Consider the following 16865-nt stretch of genomic DNA (forward strand, 5'->3'; position numbering starts at 1 on the left):
ATGTTATGGAACGAAAAGATTTTCTAAAAAAAGCAGCTTTAACATGTATGACTTGTTGCGGTTTTATTCCTTTAATGGCTAATAAACTATTGGAGGATGATAGCAATAAACGTTTAGGCAAACCTGATAATTGGATTAGCGATTTGGAGAAAAGAATGATTAAAGGTTCAGAATCTCCTGATTGGCATAAAGTTGAAAAAACAGGTAAATGGATAAAAGCTATGATGGATAACATGGACTCAATGCTTGATGATGATATTAAAATAAAGTTGATGCAATCATGTGGACGTTCGTGTTATATAGGTGCTTTCGGAGTAGCCTCTTCTGAAAAACCTAAAAAAGAGGAAGCCGATCGATATATTCAATTTCTCAAAGATGGTGGTAATGAAGTAAAAGAAGATGACAATAAAACAATTATAACATTCAATTGGGGAAAGGATCATCAAAATCCATGGGGTTTAATTATGAGTGATGGTTATTGCATGTGTCCCCTTGTTGAAAATGGCCCACCAGACCTATCACCAACTTATTGCTACTGTTCTTCCGGGTATGTAAAAGAGATTTTTGAAAGATATACGGGAAGGGTTGTAGAAAAAGTTGAAGTTTTGGATTCATTGAAAATGGGTGGAAACGATTGTGTTTTCAGAATTAGTCTTTTAAAAAATATTTTATAAACAATAGATACAGATTATAAATTTCCTGAAATATTAAATTATTAATCAATAAAAACTAAAACTATGAAAACGAAAAATTTATTTAAAATTATTTTATCATCAATTTGCATCATTATTTTAATGATAAGTTGCAGCGAAAAAGCTGTTGTTGTAAGTGAAAACGAAATAGCAAAAAAAATAATAGCTATGGAAAAAGCAGCACTTGATCGCTGGGGTAATAGGTGTTCGTGCGCTCCTCACTTATGCAGGTCGGCTCCGGGCTGCGCCTTCGCCTGCTGTTTAAAAAACAAGGCAATATAAATCATTCCGCTCCGCTTTAGCTCTGTAAAAAAACTCCAACCTGAACCCAAACAAACTCATAACTCACCTGTCCGCCGTGGCGGATAATTCATAATTGCGAAGCTTTGCTTCGCTCCATGGCCTTGTTTTTATTCAGCCCCTGCAAAGCGTTGCGGTGCTGCTCACCCGGTGCTACTCTTAGCCCCCAAACCCCAAAGAGGTTTCGCTTCGCTCAATACTAAATATTGGGGGCTAACCGCACCTTATCTTGTGTGCTCGCCTGCGGGTCGCAGCCCCAATTTCGTCACTACGCTTTTTCTTATTAACTCACCAACAACCTCAAGTCTCACTTGTCCGCCGTAGCAAATAACTCATAACTCATAACTTGCGAAGCTTCGTTCCTCATTTAACGCTTGCAATGGGCTCCGCTTTTTGCCTTCATCATTTATAAAGGCATCTCAAGTTTAACCTCACTCATGTAATCCGGTAAATACAATAATCCAAAACTTACAATTCAGCTTATAACTCATAACTCACAACTTATAATTTATAATTCAAAAACATTCGTTCGGTCAAAAACTTTCGTTGCTTCATAAAAGATCCCGCTTCAGCAGCTTCACTCCACTTGTTCCGTTCAGCCGCTTCATTTTGCCATCCCCGATAAAAAGCTCCGCCCTGCCCTTCCAAGCGGGGGCTGCTCCGCTCGCAACGGCTCGCGCTCTCTTTTCTTACCTTCAACACAAATAAAACACAATACAAAAGAAATACGACTTTATTAAAACAGCCTATAACTCTTAACAAATGCCTGTATGAGATATCAAAGCAGCAATAATCACTTATTTTAAATCCTCACACACCTTTATTATTTCATATATTTTCTTAAATTTACTTCACAACACAGATAAGCAGAATGAGTTTGTTTTTTGTACTCTCCCAAAAACAAATAACTGTTGCATGATATTTGAAATATAAACACATAAAAGTGGAACAATTCAATTTGATATGGGTTGGTATAGTTGACATAAATGCATATAAACTAGCATTACTACATTTTGAATATAGAAAATGAATCTAGATAAAAAATAGTTATTTTTACAAGTGAAATGAAAGACTCAGATACCATCAATATAAATCCGGAAGTTCTTGTTTGGGCAAGACAATCGTTGGTACTTTCAAAAAATCAAGCTAGCGAGAGGACAAAAATCAACCCCAAAAGGTTGAATCACTTGGAGTCCGGTGAAAAGCTTCCAACTCTTGATGAGCTACGTTCATTTTCGAAGGCGTACAAAAGAACAATTGCAACCTTATTACTTCAAAACACGCCAAAAGAAAAACCTTTGCCAAAAGACAGGCGTACTATTAATTCTTCCGAAATTGGTAGTTTTCATGAGAAAACTATAATGGCAGTTAGAAAGGCACGAGCTTTAGCACTGTCATATTTAGAATTAAGACAGGAAATGAATGTTAATTTCCCAAAGTTTGACCTTAAAGCTTCAATGACAGATAGTCCGCAAGTAGTTGCAGATAGTATAAGGAAAATATTAAAGTTAGATGAATTAAGAGGAATTTCGAATATAAATTTTGCTCTTGAAGGGTATATTGAAAAAGTCGAATCATTAGGAATTGCTATATTTCAATTGAGTTTAACACAAGATGATCTTAGAGGTTTTTCGATTACTGATGACATTATTCCAATCATTGGAATTAAAAGGGGAAGCGAACAAGCACATTCGAAAACCTTCACACTATTCCATGAGCTGGGTCATGTACTTTTAAATGAAGGTGGTTTATGTGATATGTCCTCACATTCCGACATTCAAATTGAAAAATGGTGCAATTCATTTTCAGCTGGGGTTTTGGTTCCTTCTACAGAATTTCTCCAAATGCATTCTATACTTGAGCACCAGAGACAAAATCAAAAAATCTGGGATAAAAAAGAACTAATAAAGCTCGCCTTATACTTTCATGTAGGTCCATTAACAATTCTTCGAAGTTTATTGGAACATAACTTGACAACTAAATCATTCTACTCTGAAAAACATAAAGCATGGAATAAACCGACTTTTGGCAGATCAAAAGAGCCTAAAGGAAGAGAAATGCACAAGGAATCCTTTAAAGAACGTGGGCGCACTTACATTTCTCTTGCTTTTAGCGCATACGACCAAAACAGGATAGATATGAAAGACTTATCTGATTTTCTCGGACTAAGATTTTCATATATACCAAAAACTAGAGCACTTTTAAAAGCATAGTATGGACTTGTTTAATTCCAATAAGAGAGTCTATATAATTGACACAAATGCTTTAATTCATTTAGACTTTACATTTAAAAAAGAGATTTCAGTCTTCACTGCAATTTGGGAAGAAATTGAAGAATTAATTTTATTAGGATGTTTTAAAACAATAGATTTTGTTGAGCAAGAAATCAATGACTACGAAGGCAAGGAAGAATTTCTTAAAAAATGGATTAAAACTTGGAAAAAGTATTTGGTTGTCAAAACAGATGCAACAAGCATTAATGCAACAATTCCAATAATTAATCAGGAATACAATACAGGTTTTTTAAAAGCTAGTAAACAAGCAGAAGGCAAAGAAGAAGCTGACCCATATTTGATTGGTTATTGTAAAATTCATAATTGTGTGTTGATTTCAAATGAAAGTAAAACAAAGCCAAATAAAATGCCGTCAATTGCCAGAAAAAATGGTGTAGAATGTTTAGATATCAATGACTTTTTAGTTGAAAGAGGTCTTAGAATTGAAAGAAAAAAATAAAAACGCGATATGACACTTTGTATAACTAATGAAAAGGTAAGTGATTTACATCAAGGCATGTAGCACGTAATAACTCCGTAGCGATTAGACAGAAAAGTTCCACTAAATCTGCCACTACTCATACAAATTATTATTCTGGTAATCATTAATAAAACCTTAAGCAAATTTATTTGCCATCCCCCTTGCAATATTTTTTATTATTTAGCCATACCCTCGTGCCATCGCGCCGTAAACCATAAAAAAAACTTGCAATTCAGCCCTCCCTCCTCATTTCTGATGCTTAAGGTTTGATTAATGATTGATTCTTTTCATTTCTTCCGGTGAAGATCGGCGCAATAAAATGCAATGCATTGCAAATTAACTGTTTACATAAAGTTTTCCTTCAAATAAATTGACTTAAGTACTTCAAATACATAATTTTGCCGCATATAAATATTCGATGAAGACAGTGTTTGATTTCTCGACCGGTTTTTTAAGCTCATACGGATTGTTCATTTCCGTGGATCAGCTCTGTTTCGTCGACTCTGGCCTGATCAACCAGATATTAGGTACAGTCATTGCTTTAATTGGCGGAATTATTTCCACTATCGTTTTGAATATTCTTAGGGCCAAATTCCCTAATCTGTTCAAGCCGGCCTCATCCAGTAAAAAGAATGATTCTTTGGAGTAAGTCCATAGCAAGGCCGTACCAAGTTCGTTCATATGTTTGTTTAATCTTAAATTTTAAAAAAATGGCTATCGTTCAAAATCCAATTACTGGAAGATCATCCGGCCAGTTTGCCAATGCAATCTTCCAAACCCTTTTAGGGAAAAATGTCTTACGTAGTAAACCTCTTTCCATTCAAAATCCAAGGACACTGGGTCAGCTTACCCAGAGAGCCAGATTCGCTTTAATTGTCCAGTTTTTAAGAGCCTTCCTGTCAATTATCAGGATTGGCTTTAAACTCAAGGCAATTGGTCAAAATGCTTTTAATGCTTGCATTTCTTATAATGTCTCAAAATCAATTTCTGGGACCTACCCGGATTATTCCATTGATTTTGCCAAAATAATGATTGCTCAGGGTGCATTGCTTAAAGCTGGTCATGCGCATATGGATGAGAATGTACCGCAGGCAGTCTCTATTGGAATCGATGAGAATTGTTTAATGATCGATCCGGAGTATAATGACCTGGCTTATGGATTATTCTATAACCTGACCAAAAACTCGTTTATGACCTCTATGGGTATCAATAAACGATCTGATTGGGGCGTCAACGTGGTCCCTGAATTATGGGAAGTCGGCGATGTCGTTCATGGATGGGTATTTTACACTTCACCGGACGGAAGTAAAGTATCTGATTCGGTTTATGCCGGTTCTACAACCCTTATTGGTGGTTAATCAAAAAGCCCTGCAAATTGCAGGGCTTTTTCTTTCATCCTTCCAGGATTAACCTCATAATTTTTCTCCTTCAGCTTTAAAATAATCGAAGAATTATCCAAATTATTACCTCCCTTTGCTTTCTTTTTCCCTCAATTATCCTTATCTTTATATAAATCTGATGGTAAAATTCCCGTTGGACTTACTATTGGACTTTCGTTTTTTACATCTTGTAATCGCTTAATAAAGTGATCGTTACAGTATAAGGTTCGAGTCCCGTCCGGACCGCAAAAGGAGGAAAGATAAAATCTTTTCTCCTTTTTTTATTATGGGCTATTTTGTTTACATCATCCATTCTTCAAAATATGACCTGTACTATAAAGGTTACTCTACAAATCCTTATCACAGGTTATTTGAACACAACTCGGGCTTGAGCAGGTACACCAAAGCTAAAAGGCCATGGGTATTGGTATATTTGGAAGAGCTACCTGATAAAAAAACTGCCTTGATCCGTGAAAAGCAAATCAAAAAATACAATCACACCTATATCAAAATCCTGATCGGGCAACCTCAAAACTTATTGAGATAATAGCATGCTCCTGTCATCTCGCCAAGAGCGAGACGGGTTCGAGGCCTCTCGCCGGAGGCGAGACAAAAGGAGTAAAGATAAAATCTTTTCTCCTTTTTTTATTATGGGTTATTTTGTTTACATAATTCATACTGCGAATAGTATCCTTTAAACTTAGATAGGGTATTTGCACAATGAAGTAATCAATTAATAATTTTGTTCAAATCCATAAAACGACACCGCCATGTTAAGTAGAAGTCTTAAACCAATTCTTATCACAATTTCAATTTTATTATCCTCTCTTGTGTTTTCACAAGAAATTTTTACTGCCATCATGCAAGGCAATCTGGATAAGACAAAACAATTAATTGAGGCTGACCCGGCTAATGCTACCATTAAAAATCCCCGTGGGTTTTCCCCAATTCATTTCGCGGCAAATTTTAAACAACTTGAAATTGCCAAACTCCTGGTTGAAAATGGTGCTGATCCATTTATTGTTGGCCCAAATAAGCGACAAGCCATTCATTGGGCTGCAGCAAACGGAAGCGCCGAAATACTAAGATGGCTCTCATCATTAGGTGCTGATTTAAACCTAAAAGATGAAACAAATAAAACACCATTGTATATGGCTGCGACCAGGGGACACACTGAAAGTGTAAATTTTTTATTGACACAAAATGTCGAAATTCAAACTGAAGGAGATGGTGCTTTTGAACTGTTATATTTCTCAACAATGTTTGGGTTTGAGGGTATTTTTGAAAAATTCCTGAACTCCGGTTTCGATCTAAAACAGTTAACCAAAGATGGATCAGGGCTAATGCTTGCCGCTGCGCTGAAAGGCAATATTGATTTTATTTCAAAACTATCTGATCGGGGATTAGATCTTAATCTTTTAAATGATTTTGGAGAATGTGCCCTTCATATTTCCATTATACATAAGAATTATGAAGCCATGAAAAAATTGATTGAATTAGGGGCAGATATCCATTTAAAAAACTTTGCCGGGCAAAATGCATTAAGCTTTGCACAAAAACTTGAGTCAACCTCTTTCACGGATCATCTCAAATTAAAAGGTGCGATTCAGCATGATGATCTAATTTTAAAAGATAAGTATCCCGGTTTTGACACTCCTGGATTAACTCCAAAACTTTTTGCACCGGGTTTGATTTCAACTTCCGATTTTGAAGAACGGGATGTGATGTTTTCACCAGATTTTAAAGAATTTTATTTTACCCGTTATTCTCGAATAACCCAAATGCCCATGACGGTTCAATTGATGAACTTTGAAAACGGTCAGTGGTCAAAACCTGTAGCCGCAGCATTCTCCGGAAAATTCAATGCAGCAGAGTGTTTTATCAGCCACGATAACAAGAACCTTTATTTTATCTCTCAACGCTCGCAGGATGGCACAGACATTCCATCTCCCTGGGAAATATGGATAGCTGACCGTATCAATGGTGACTGGGATAATTTTCGATTATTTGACACTACACAGTTAAAAGGTTGTTTTTATCCCAGCCTGACAAAGAATGGAGAATTGCTTTATACGGGAGTGGGTAATGATCTTTACCTTTCAAAAATAGAAAATGGGAAAGTAGTTGATCCTATAAAACTAGGGCCTGAAATAAATACAGCTGATGGTGAATACAATGCCATGATTTCACCCAATGGCGACTACATCATATTTACCTCACACGGATTCGAAGATCATTTTGGAGGTGGTGATTTGTACATCAGTTTCAGAAAAGACGACAATAGCTGGACACCATCAATCAATATGGGACCAGAAATAAATACTGCTGCAACTGAGTATTGTCCGAATGTTTCACCTGATGAGAAATATTTCTTCTTTACCAGCAATAAAAAAGGTACCGAAGATATTTATTGGGTAGATGCAGAAATTATTAATCAACTCAAAAAGGAAGCTTTCAGAAAATAGTATTTTTTAAAAGTCAATTCTCACGCTTGCTTTTTTTCACTAATCCCGAAATGTTAAAGTGATTGTGGTGCCTTTCGCCTCAACAGATCTGACTTCTATGGTACCATTATGCATTTTCATAATCTGTTTTGACAAACTTAATCCTATTCCTGATCCTTCTCTTTTGGTAGTATAAAAAGGGATAAAAATATTTTCGAGAATATCCTGATTCATCCCTGAGCCATTATCAGCTATTTCAACCATGGTTCTGTTTTCAAAATCAACGCTCTTTAAACTGATTTTCGCCAACCCGCTTTCAGATTTTTCTAAAGCATCCATCGAATTTTTAAGGATATTGATCAGCAATTGTTCGATCAGCTTAATATCCAAATCTAAATCCGCTATCCCGTCGTTTGCTTCTAAAACAATTTTAATGTTTTTATCTTCAAATCCTGGCCTCAGTAAGTCAATAACATTTTGGATTATCTGTTTAAGATTCGCTTTTTCGAACTTCGGAGCAGGCATATTAGTATAACTTTTGGTCGCTTTAACAAATTCAACGATTCCCTTGCTGCGCTTTTCTATGGTTTTCAGACTGTGTCTTAAGTCGCTTTGATCTTCCTGATTCAAAGAAGTCAAATCTTTTTCATTTCCTTTTTCATCCAGCAACAATTGATTTGTAACCCCTGCCAATGTTGAGATTGGAATCGCAGTATTCATTATTTCGTGGGTCAATACCCTCACCAATTTTCGCCACGAATCCAGTTCTTGCTCTTCCAATTCAAATCTCACATCCCTTATGGAGACTAATTTATAAGGTTTATCTTGCAATTTAAATTCTGTGGCATGAATTGAAACATTATAGATAGTACCCAATTTGCTGAATTTGTAAAGTTTTTTCTGTCCACCTCTTATTTCTTTAACAATCGACGAAAGAGGTTGATCAAACCGTTCAATCACATTTATTTTTTGAATATTGGAACGATTAAAAAACCGTTTTGCTGCTTCATTCAAAATCACGATGTTTTCCTCTTTGTCAAAACAAAGAAGAACAATATTTATGTGTTCAACAATGGTTTGTAAGTACGAATGATTGCGCTCTTTTTCAGTGCTTAAATTACGGTAAACACTGATCAGATCATCAAAAGCCTTTGCAAGATCATCATTCTTTCTACGCAATTTATAGGTGTTTTTAAACTCTCCGAAAGTTATAGCACTTATAAAATTGTAAAGTTCACGTTTGCTTCTTTCCGATTCGCGGATAAGTAAAACCGAGCTTAAAATCACCAGTAAAAAAGCCCAACCCGACAACAGCCAAAAGGGCGAAGCAATAGCAAAATAAAGGCTTGCAATACTGCTTGAAACAAGCAATACAATATAAACAATCAATTTTATCCTAAAAAGATTAAAGTTCATATTTTTTCATTTTCCGGTATAAAGTGCTTCGTCCATAGCCCAGTATTTTAGATGCTTCTGTCATATTCCAGTTCACTGCTTTTAAGGCTTTTTGTATTGCTTCTTTCTCCACATTTTCAATGTGAAAATTAACTACCTTATCTTGTTGTTCATTTGGGACATTTAACAGAATTGCATTTTCATCAATGAAAATGTCATTATTCATAATTACAGCCCGTTCAACCAAATGTTGCAGTTCACGGATATTTCCCGGCCAATAGTACAACTGCAATTTACGAATCGCTTTTTCGGTAAATTTTTGTCCAACTTTATCATATTTTTTGTTAAAGAGATGGAGAAAGTGATTTACCAAAAGTGGAATATCTTCAGTCCGCTGTCTCAAAGGTGGCAAATTTATTTCAACAGTATTGATACGATAGAGTAAATCCTGTCGGAATTCTTCTCTGGCAAGCATTTGATAAATGGGTTTATTGGTTGCACAAATTAATCGTATGTCAATATTTTGAGCTTGACTTGAACCCACTTTATAAACCGCTCTATTTTGAATAACCGAAAGCAGTTTCGATTGTAGATTCAAGTTCAGGTTTCCTATTTCGTCCAGAAAAAGAGTACCTCGATGTGCCATTTGAAATCGACCCATTCGATCTTCGCTTGCATCGGTAAAAGCTCCCTTGTTATGTCCGAATAATTCCGATTCAAAAAGGTTTTCCGGAATAGCACCTAAATCAACATTTATGAACATTTCCGAAGCACGTTTTGATTTTCGATGAATACTTCGGGCAACCAACTCTTTTCCTGTGCCATTCTCTCCAAGAATTAACACATCAGCGTCTGTTTTGGCTACTTTATTAATGGCTTCGAAAACAGGCAGCATGCTTTTAGCTTTACTGATAAGTTCGCCAAAGGGTTGGTCTAAATCAAAAGACAAGGCTTTTTTGATCTGGGTAAGGTTTTTATTTTCCTTTTTAGCCCGGCTCAGTTCGAAAACAGATTGCACGGTAGCAAGTAATCTTTCCTGCTCCCAGGGCTTAACTAAAAAGTCAATGGCCCCTTCTTTCATGGCTTCAACTGCTAACTGAATATCACCATAAGCCGTATTCATTAATACATGTGCTCCTGGATCAACGGAAAGGATTTTCCTTAACCAAAATAATCCTTCATTTCCGCTCGTCTGACCAAACGAGAAATTCATATCCAATATGATGACATCAAAATGATGCTCGAGTAAAAGATCAGGGATTTTATCAGGCTCAGTAAGGGTAATTACTTCAGAAAAATGAAGCTTTAATATCAAGCGGGCGGTATGCAAAACATCCACATCATCATCTACAAACAAAATTTTACCTGAAATTTTGGCGGCCATTGATGTATTTTTTTACAAATGTACGAAACGTATCAACATGATACAATATTGCGTATCATTTTGACACACCCCTTTGTTGAAATTGCAAACAATTATTTATATTGCATTATATTACAATACTTTAACAAAATTGGCATGTTTAATGCAAATATAAAATAAATAAATAACTATGATACAATATTATTTAAAATTGGCCATTAGAAATATCCTTAGACAAAAGATATATTCTATCATAAACATTTTAGGACTTGCCATTGGGCTATTTGTTTTTTTAATTATTGCACTTTATGTAAAAAACGAATACAGTTACGACAGATTTAATCCAAATTATAAACGTATTTACAGGATGGAATTGGGTGATTGGTGTGTGATTCCGCCTGGAATAGCAAAGAATGTGGATGGTAAAATTCCAGAAATTGATAAAATTTGTCGATTTCGAAATCTGGACAGTGGCTCATTAAAATTTACCTCCGAAAATAATGTAGAGAAAGCAATTACTGCAGACATAATCGGGGCTGTAGATTCAACATTTTTCGACATTTTTAAATTAACATTGATTTCAGGTGACCCCCAAAAAGCACTAACAGAACCGAATTCTATTGTAATTACTGAGAAAATTGCTAAAGCACTATTCGGAAATGAAGATCCATTAAATAAAGTAATTAATTATGCTAACCGGGCAAATATGAAAATTACTGGTGTAATTGAAGACCCAAAAAATTTTCATATTCAGTGCGATGCATATTTATCTATGACAACTTTGTACGCTGCTATGGGTCAAAAAAGTATGGAAACACTTGGTTATCGCAATTATCTCACCTACTTTCTTTTTTATGATGATTACAATGCTGAAACAGTACGTGATAAAATCTTTACATTCTTAAAAGAATTTGACGACCAAAAAACCTTAATAAAAGAAAATTGGACCCCATCAAATATTATTTTAAGGCCTTTAAAAAATATTTACTTTTTTAAGGATGCTAAGTATGAATTTGCCGTAAAACATGGCAACAAACCAATAGTTAATGCATTTATTATCATTGCAATCTTTATACTGGTTATAGCCATGATAAACTTCATCAATTTAACAACGGCAAGAGCATTAAATCGAGCCCGCGAAGTTGGAGTCAAAAAAGTACTTGGTTCTTCAAAACAAAAACTGATTTTACAATTTCTTACAGAATCAATATTTATAAGTTTTATTGCTATAATTCTTGCCATCACCATGCTTCAAGTTCTTTTACCCGAATTCAACAATTTAACTTTGACAAATCTTAATTTGCATGATACTATTTTCACTACTCCTGGTATAATTCTAATTTTATTGACTTCGATTGTAGTTGGGTTACTTGCAGGATTATATCCTGCAATATATATGTCTTTATTTAAACCATTAATTGTATTGAGGGGCATTTTAAATGTTGGGGGGAAAATAGGTTATTTTCGTAAAGTGTTGATTATACTACAGTTTATTATTGCATCCATTTTGATTTCCGGTACTTTATCAATATACAAACAGATTTCTTATCTCAAAAACAAGGATTTAGGATTTGACAAAGAAAATATTGTCAATTTGCAATTAAGTGGCCCAACACGTTTATCAACTGAAACTTTTAAAAAAGAACTACTCCAAAATCCGAATATTTCGAAGGTGTCATTTTCAGAAGGAATTCCTGGTAATACAAATACGACCATGAGTATTAAATGGAAAGATGAACCGTTAGGCATGAGAATATCCTCTGCAGATCCGGATTTTTTCGAAACATTAAATATTAAAATTAAAGAAGGAAGGGGATTTTCCTGGGATTTAACTACCGACAGGAGAAACACCTGCTTAATAAATGAAACTGCTGCTAAAATGATCGGATGGGACGATCCTGTGGGAAAAACTGTGCAGTTGCCAAGCTCAAACTATTTGTTGCCTCAGCACTTTACAGTAATTGGATTATTTGAAGATTATCACCTGGAATCTTTACATGTACCTGTTGTACCTTTGGTAATTTTTTGGGCAGACAGTACTTACCGGAAGGCGAGCATCAAAATTTCTTCTGCCAATATTCCCGAAACAATTGACTATATCGAAAAAATTTGGAATAATAACAATCCTGGATTCCCATTTGAATATACTTTTCTTAACCAACAGTTTGACCAAATGTACAAATCGGAAGAACGTATGCAAAAAATTGCTATCTATTTTTCAATTCTGGCAATTCTTATTGCTTGTCTTGGATTGTTAGGGTTATCAGCTTTTATGACTCAATTAAGATTTAAAGAAATCGGTATCCGAAAAGTTTTGGGTTCATCAATTAAACAAATTGTCACCAAATTGTCCCATGAATTTGCTTTTCTTGTTATTATCGCTAATATTATTGCAATTCCATTGGGATGGTTGATCTTAAATACATGGCTTAAGGATTACCCATACCGTATATCCATTCAATGGTGGGTTTTCCCGGTTGCATTAATTACTACTATGATCATAGCATTGCTAACGGTGAGTTTCCATTCATTGAAAGCAGCCTTAAGCAATCCGGTAGATGCTATCAGGCATGAATAAATAATAAGAGATCAGGAAATTAAAATTTAGCAAAAATTTTGTTGAATAATAAATTTATGTATCTTTGCAGCCCGAAAATGAAAGTAAAAATAGATATTTAATTTAAAGAACCTATGGCTAATCATAAATCATCAATCAAAAGGATCAGAACTAACGACCTAAAAAGATTACGTAATCGTTATTATGCTAAAACCATGAGAAATGCAGTACGTCAATTTAGGGCAATTACCGAAAAAAGCGAAGCAAGCGAAAAGCTTCCTAAGTTAGTATCAATGATTGATAAGCTTGTTAAGAAATCTATTATTCACAAGAACAAAGCCGGTAATTTAAAATCAAAATTAACCAAGCTTACAAATTCTTTGTAAATATTATCGAAAGCATCATATCCTCAAAGGTCTCTGTTTCAGGGGCCTTTTTTTTGTTTAAATAACTTATCTTTGTCATTGAAAAACCGTTTTCTTATGACAGATAAGAAATACTTCTCCATAAAACAATGGGCTGAAGATGACCGCCCAAGAGAAAAATTGCTCCTAAAAGGGAAAAGTGCCCTAAGCGATGCAGAACTTATTGCGATATTATTGCGTTCAGGGAATAGAGAAGCAACAGCCGTTGATTTATCAAAAGAAATTCTTGAAAAAGCCAAGAACAATCTCATCGAGCTTTCAAAATTTACGACCAACGATTTTCTTACTTTTAAAGGAATTGGTGAAGCAAAAGCCTTGTCTATCATCGCAGCCTTAGAGCTGGGGAGGCGAAGGCGAAGTGCTGAAGTTATTGAGAAATCATCCATCAGCGGTTCAAAAGATGTTTTCAACTATTTCATGGCTATTGTTGAAGATTATAAATATGAAGGATTTTGGGTGCTGCTATTAAATCGCGCCAACAAAATCATTAAACATATACAAATTAGTGACGGAGGAGTTTCAGGAACCATCGCTGATCCAAAAAAAATATTCAAACTAAGTATCGAAAACGGAGCAAGCGGAATCGTTCTTTGCCACAATCACCCTTCAGGCAACATCAAACCAAGCGAACAAGATTTGAAATTGACAAAAAAAATTGTTGAAGGGGGCCAATTGCTGGATATTAATGTACTGGATCATCTTATCATTGGCGACAATAATTTCTTTAGTTTTGCTGACGAGCATTTAATTTAGCCCATTTCGAAAAATAATTCCTCATTAAACCCGTGAAAATCAAATTTTCAATGTATTGGGGTTTGCATTATCAAATAATTTATCTATTTTTGCACTCCATTTATGGAAAAGGCTGAATGAGCCGGAAATAAATCAAAATCAAGTATAAACAAATTTAATCCTAGTAATGATGAATCAATACGAAACCGTTTTCATTATGACTCCCGTTTTGTCTGATGACCAGATGAAGGAAGCGGTAAAAAAGTATCAGGATTTCTTGAAAGAAAAAGGGGCAGAGATTGTTCACGAAGAGTATTGGGGCCTAAAAAAATTAGCTTACCCAATTCAAAAAAAATCAACCGGTTTTTATCACTTAATCGAGTATAAAGATGCAGGTCAGGTTGTTCGTGACTTTGAAGTTGCTTTTAAACGAGACGAGAGAATCTTACGCTTTTTAACCGTCAAACTCGACAAACATGCAGTTGCATACAATGAGAAAAAACGCAAAAAAGCAAAAGAAGAATCTGTTGAAAAAGAAAGCAAATAGTTATTAACCCTTTAAATCATCAAAATGGCACAGTCAAGTACAGATATTAAATATCTAACTCCCATAGCGGTTGATACTAAAAAGAAAAAGTATTGCCGATTTAAAAAGAGTGGAATAAAATACATCGATTATAAAGATGCTAATTTCCTTTTGAAATTTGTGAATGAGCAAGGTAAAATTTTACCTCGACGCCTTACAGGTACCTCAACAAAGTATCAGAAGAAAGTATCGCAGGCAATTAAACGCGCCCGTCACATTGCGTTAATGCCTTATGTTGCAGATTTACTAAAATAAGGAGAAAAAGTCATGAAAGTTATTTTAAAAGAAGATGTTCAAGGCTTAGGTTATACTAACGACCTTGTATCGGTAAAGAATGGTTATGGCAGAAATTTCCTTATCCCACAAGGGTTGGCAATTTTAGCTACCGAACCAAATAAAAAAGTCAGGGATGAAGATCTAAAACAAAAGGCCTATAAAGAGGACAAAATTAGAAAAGAAGCTGAAACCCTATTAAAAGCGCTTCAAGATGTTACTGTTAAAATTGGTGCCAAAGCCGGCACTTCCGGTAAGATTTTTGGTTCTGTAAATGCTTTACAGATTGCCGAAGCACTAAAAGCTCAATTCAAATTTGATATCGACCGTAAGAAAATTATTGTTGACGGCGACTCAATCAAAGAAATTGGAACTTATAAAGCTACGATCAAAATTCATAAAGAGATCACAGCCGAAATTAATTTCGAGGTTATTGCCGAGTAGGTTTTCAGTACAATATTTTATTATCTTTAAATCCCGGTTTCGATCGGGATTTATTTTTTTGCCGGAATCACATGATCTCAAAAGGCCAGATAAAACATATCAGTTCACTTAAGCTTTTAAAATTCAGGAAAGCGACCGGAGAATTTGTGGTTGAAGGTGAAAAAATGGTTCATGAGCTCATCATGAGCGATTACGAAATAAATGCTCTGTACGCGCTCCCTGCATGGCTGGAAGCCAATCAGGAACTGATCAGACAGAATCAATTAAATGCAGAAAAAATATCTCCAAAAGAACTTGAACGGATAAGCTCGTTTAAAACTCCAAATCAGGTACTGGCAAACGCACAAATTCCTGCCAGGATTGACCAAGAAATCAGTTTTGATGATTTGATCCTTGTTTTGGATGACATCCGTGATCCGGGCAATTTAGGAACCATTATCCGCACGGCTGACTGGTTCGCGATCAGAACGATTGTATGCTCTGTGAACACGGTTGATTTATACAATCCAAAAGTACTCCAATCAAGTATGGGATCTTTTATGCGAGTAAATGTTATTTATCAAGATCTAAAAGCTTTTATTCAAAAAGCTCGAACTGAAAAAGTGACTGTTTATGGCACCTTTCTGAATGGAATGAATATTTATGACGAAAAACTTGCTGAAAAAGGATTAATTATTATTGGCAATGAATCACAAGGCATCTCTCCTGAAATCGAAAAAATGATTGATAAGCGAATTAATATCCCATCCTATCCGCAAAATTTAACAAATCAAGCTGAATCTTTAAATGCATCCGTTGCAACCGCAATTATTTGCGCAGAATTTCGCAGGTCCTTTAATCCCTGAAACTGCATTCTGAATTCTTTATTCTGTCTTCTGTATTCTTCTTCACCAAATCACAATTTATAATTATATTTAAATTACATCTGGCAGTCGGCAATTAAATGAATGATCGTATCTTTGTAAAAAATCTAAATTATGTTGCTCAAATTAATCCTTATAACCGTTATACTGATGGCTCTGGCCTTCGCTTTTATTGGCATTAAAATGTTTTTAAAAAAAGACGGGAAATTCACCAAACAATGCAGTACTGTTGATCCCCGAACCGGCCAACGCATGGGCTGTACTTGTGGCTCAGAAGAGAGCACTTGCCATAACGATTAGATTTCAAGACATTAGACGTTAGAAAAGAATCCTTAAATCTAACGTCTTTTATATTTATATCCATAATCTTACTTACTTGTTAAGCTTTTTTTAAAATAACCTTAACCTCCGCAAATTAACCCTTAATGCAACTGATATAGAATCAGTAAAAGGGACTTCCTTCATCAGAAAAATTTGAGGTGCCCAAAATACAAAATTTCATCTGCACAACTTTGACTCAAACCAAAAGTCCGATACGGCAATACCTGCTAAACAGCCAGATGTTGAACAATGCTAAATAAATTATTAAGCAGACATTACATATATCGAAAATGTGTATATTTAAACAATGTAATTTGGATAAATATAAATTATAAAA

The 16865-nt window shown here is 35.0% G+C and carries 18 protein-coding genes; 15 read left to right on the top strand and 3 right to left on the bottom strand.

Annotated elements, in window-relative coordinates; all coding sequences use genetic code 11:
- Positions 1 to 5 precede the first annotated feature (5 nt).
- The 4 genes from KKG99_02300 to KKG99_02315 all read left to right on the top strand — a co-directional run bounded on the left by KKG99_02300 (position 6) and on the right by KKG99_02315 (position 3725).
- Positions 6 to 674: a hypothetical protein gene (locus KKG99_02300; GenBank protein ID MBU1011812.1), complete on the top strand. Its 669-nt coding sequence runs from the start codon at positions 6 to 8 to the stop codon at positions 672 to 674.
- Positions 675 to 737: 63 nt separating this feature from the next.
- Positions 738 to 974 carry a hypothetical protein gene (locus KKG99_02305; GenBank protein ID MBU1011813.1) on the top strand — a complete coding sequence of 79 codons (237 nt, stop codon included), beginning with the start codon at positions 738 to 740 and terminating at the stop codon, positions 972 to 974.
- Between the two features lie 1082 nt (positions 975 to 2056).
- The gene (locus tag KKG99_02310; protein MBU1011814.1) at positions 2057 to 3205 is read left to right on the top strand and encodes an XRE family transcriptional regulator; all 1149 of its coding nucleotides are present in this window, start codon (positions 2057 to 2059) and stop codon (positions 3203 to 3205) included.
- Position 3206: 1 nt separating this feature from the next.
- Complete coding sequence (locus KKG99_02315) at positions 3207 to 3725, top strand: DUF4411 family protein (protein ID MBU1011815.1); 519 nt, start codon at positions 3207 to 3209, stop codon at positions 3723 to 3725.
- A 504-nt stretch (positions 3726 to 4229) separates the two neighbouring features.
- Here KKG99_02315 and KKG99_02320 read toward each other — a convergent pair.
- A complete protein-coding gene (locus KKG99_02320; protein MBU1011816.1) occupies positions 4230 to 4427 on the bottom strand; it encodes a hypothetical protein in 198 nt (65 codons plus the stop codon).
- 29 nt (positions 4428 to 4456) lie between these two features.
- On the opposite strand from KKG99_02320, the gene KKG99_02325 reads away from it, so the two are divergent.
- The 3 genes from KKG99_02325 (at position 4457) to KKG99_02335 (ending at position 7590) form a co-directional block, all read left to right on the top strand.
- Positions 4457 to 5104 (top strand): hypothetical protein, encoded by a 648-nt coding sequence (locus KKG99_02325; protein MBU1011817.1) that lies wholly within the window; start codon positions 4457 to 4459, stop codon positions 5102 to 5104.
- Between the two features lie 307 nt (positions 5105 to 5411).
- Positions 5412 to 5672, top strand: coding sequence for a GIY-YIG nuclease family protein (locus KKG99_02330; GenBank protein ID MBU1011818.1), 261 nt, complete (start codon positions 5412 to 5414; stop codon positions 5670 to 5672).
- Between the two features lie 223 nt (positions 5673 to 5895).
- Complete coding sequence (locus tag KKG99_02335) at positions 5896 to 7590, top strand: ankyrin repeat domain-containing protein (GenBank protein ID MBU1011819.1); 1695 nt, start codon at positions 5896 to 5898, stop codon at positions 7588 to 7590.
- A 39-nt stretch (positions 7591 to 7629) separates the two neighbouring features.
- On the opposite strand, the gene KKG99_02340 is transcribed toward KKG99_02335, so the two are convergent.
- Together KKG99_02340 and KKG99_02345 are read right to left on the bottom strand one after the other, a co-directional pair.
- Positions 7630 to 8985, bottom strand: a complete 1356-nt coding sequence (locus KKG99_02340) for a hypothetical protein (protein MBU1011820.1) — start codon at positions 8983 to 8985, stop codon at positions 7630 to 7632.
- Entirely contained in the window at positions 8975 to 10348 is a 1374-nt protein-coding gene (locus KKG99_02345) for a sigma-54 dependent transcriptional regulator (protein MBU1011821.1), read from the bottom strand. Before KKG99_02345 ends, KKG99_02340 begins: the two co-directional genes overlap by 11 nt.
- Positions 10349 to 10517: 169 nt before the next feature.
- Between KKG99_02345 and KKG99_02350 the strand changes: the two genes are divergently transcribed.
- The 8 genes from KKG99_02350 (at position 10518) to KKG99_02385 (ending at position 16507) form a co-directional block, all read left to right on the top strand.
- Positions 10518 to 12905 carry an ABC transporter permease gene (locus tag KKG99_02350; protein ID MBU1011822.1) on the top strand — a complete coding sequence of 796 codons (2388 nt, stop codon included), beginning with the start codon at positions 10518 to 10520 and terminating at the stop codon, positions 12903 to 12905.
- A gap of 113 nt (positions 12906 to 13018) precedes the next feature.
- Positions 13019 to 13270, top strand: a complete 252-nt coding sequence (gene rpsT, locus KKG99_02355; protein ID MBU1011823.1) for a 30S ribosomal protein S20 — start codon at positions 13019 to 13021, stop codon at positions 13268 to 13270.
- Between the two features lie 96 nt (positions 13271 to 13366).
- Positions 13367 to 14062, top strand: a complete 696-nt coding sequence (gene radC / locus KKG99_02360) for a DNA repair protein RadC (GenBank protein MBU1011824.1) — start codon at positions 13367 to 13369, stop codon at positions 14060 to 14062.
- Between the two features lie 169 nt (positions 14063 to 14231).
- On the top strand, positions 14232 to 14588 hold the full coding sequence (gene rpsF, locus KKG99_02365; GenBank protein ID MBU1011825.1) for a 30S ribosomal protein S6: 357 nt from the start codon (positions 14232 to 14234) through the stop codon (positions 14586 to 14588).
- Between the two features lie 24 nt (positions 14589 to 14612).
- Complete coding sequence (rpsR, locus tag KKG99_02370; GenBank protein ID MBU1011826.1) at positions 14613 to 14882, top strand: 30S ribosomal protein S18; 270 nt, start codon at positions 14613 to 14615, stop codon at positions 14880 to 14882.
- A gap of 12 nt (positions 14883 to 14894) precedes the next feature.
- Positions 14895 to 15344 carry a 50S ribosomal protein L9 gene (gene rplI / locus KKG99_02375; protein ID MBU1011827.1) on the top strand — a complete coding sequence of 150 codons (450 nt, stop codon included), beginning with the start codon at positions 14895 to 14897 and terminating at the stop codon, positions 15342 to 15344.
- Positions 15345 to 15415: 71 nt separating this feature from the next.
- On the top strand, positions 15416 to 16189 hold the full coding sequence (locus KKG99_02380) for an RNA methyltransferase (GenBank protein ID MBU1011828.1): 774 nt from the start codon (positions 15416 to 15418) through the stop codon (positions 16187 to 16189).
- 132 nt (positions 16190 to 16321) lie between these two features.
- Positions 16322 to 16507: a membrane or secreted protein gene (locus tag KKG99_02385; protein MBU1011829.1), complete on the top strand. Its 186-nt coding sequence runs from the start codon at positions 16322 to 16324 to the stop codon at positions 16505 to 16507.
- Positions 16508 to 16865 lie beyond the last annotated feature (358 nt).

The organism is Bacteroidota bacterium (genome assembly GCA_018816945.1).
Classification (GTDB): domain Bacteria; phylum Bacteroidota; class Bacteroidia; order Bacteroidales.

Bases quoted from the DNA above. Each gene is read 5' to 3' on its own strand.
- rpsF (MBU1011825.1), top strand. From the start codon at position 14,232: ATGAATCAATACGAAACCGTTTTCATTATGACTCCCGTTTTGTCTGAT.
- rpsR (MBU1011826.1), top strand. From the start codon at position 14,613: ATGGCACAGTCAAGTACAGATATTAAATATCTAACTCCCATAGCGGTT.
- KKG99_02315 (MBU1011815.1), top strand. From the start codon at position 3,207: ATGGACTTGTTTAATTCCAATAAGAGAGTCTATATAATTGACACAAAT.
- KKG99_02320 (MBU1011816.1), bottom strand. From the start codon at position 4,427: ATGAACGAACTTGGTACGGCCTTGCTATGGACTTACTCCAAAGAATCA.
- KKG99_02300 (MBU1011812.1), top strand. From the start codon at position 6: ATGGAACGAAAAGATTTTCTAAAAAAAGCAGCTTTAACATGTATGACT.
- KKG99_02345 (MBU1011821.1), bottom strand. From the start codon at position 10,348: ATGGCCGCCAAAATTTCAGGTAAAATTTTGTTTGTAGATGATGATGTG.
- KKG99_02330 (MBU1011818.1), top strand. From the start codon at position 5,412: ATGGGCTATTTTGTTTACATCATCCATTCTTCAAAATATGACCTGTAC.
- KKG99_02305 (MBU1011813.1), top strand. From the start codon at position 738: ATGAAAACGAAAAATTTATTTAAAATTATTTTATCATCAATTTGCATC.
- KKG99_02340 (MBU1011820.1), bottom strand. From the start codon at position 8,985: ATGAACTTTAATCTTTTTAGGATAAAATTGATTGTTTATATTGTATTG.
- KKG99_02350 (MBU1011822.1), top strand. From the start codon at position 10,518: ATGATACAATATTATTTAAAATTGGCCATTAGAAATATCCTTAGACAA.
- KKG99_02325 (MBU1011817.1), top strand. From the start codon at position 4,457: ATGGCTATCGTTCAAAATCCAATTACTGGAAGATCATCCGGCCAGTTT.
- KKG99_02385 (MBU1011829.1), top strand. From the start codon at position 16,322: ATGTTGCTCAAATTAATCCTTATAACCGTTATACTGATGGCTCTGGCC.
- rpsT (MBU1011823.1), top strand. From the start codon at position 13,019: ATGGCTAATCATAAATCATCAATCAAAAGGATCAGAACTAACGACCTA.
- KKG99_02335 (MBU1011819.1), top strand. From the start codon at position 5,896: ATGTTAAGTAGAAGTCTTAAACCAATTCTTATCACAATTTCAATTTTA.
- radC (MBU1011824.1), top strand. From the start codon at position 13,367: ATGACAGATAAGAAATACTTCTCCATAAAACAATGGGCTGAAGATGAC.
- KKG99_02310 (MBU1011814.1), top strand. From the start codon at position 2,057: ATGAAAGACTCAGATACCATCAATATAAATCCGGAAGTTCTTGTTTGG.
- KKG99_02380 (MBU1011828.1), top strand. From the start codon at position 15,416: ATGATCTCAAAAGGCCAGATAAAACATATCAGTTCACTTAAGCTTTTA.
- rplI (MBU1011827.1), top strand. From the start codon at position 14,895: ATGAAAGTTATTTTAAAAGAAGATGTTCAAGGCTTAGGTTATACTAAC.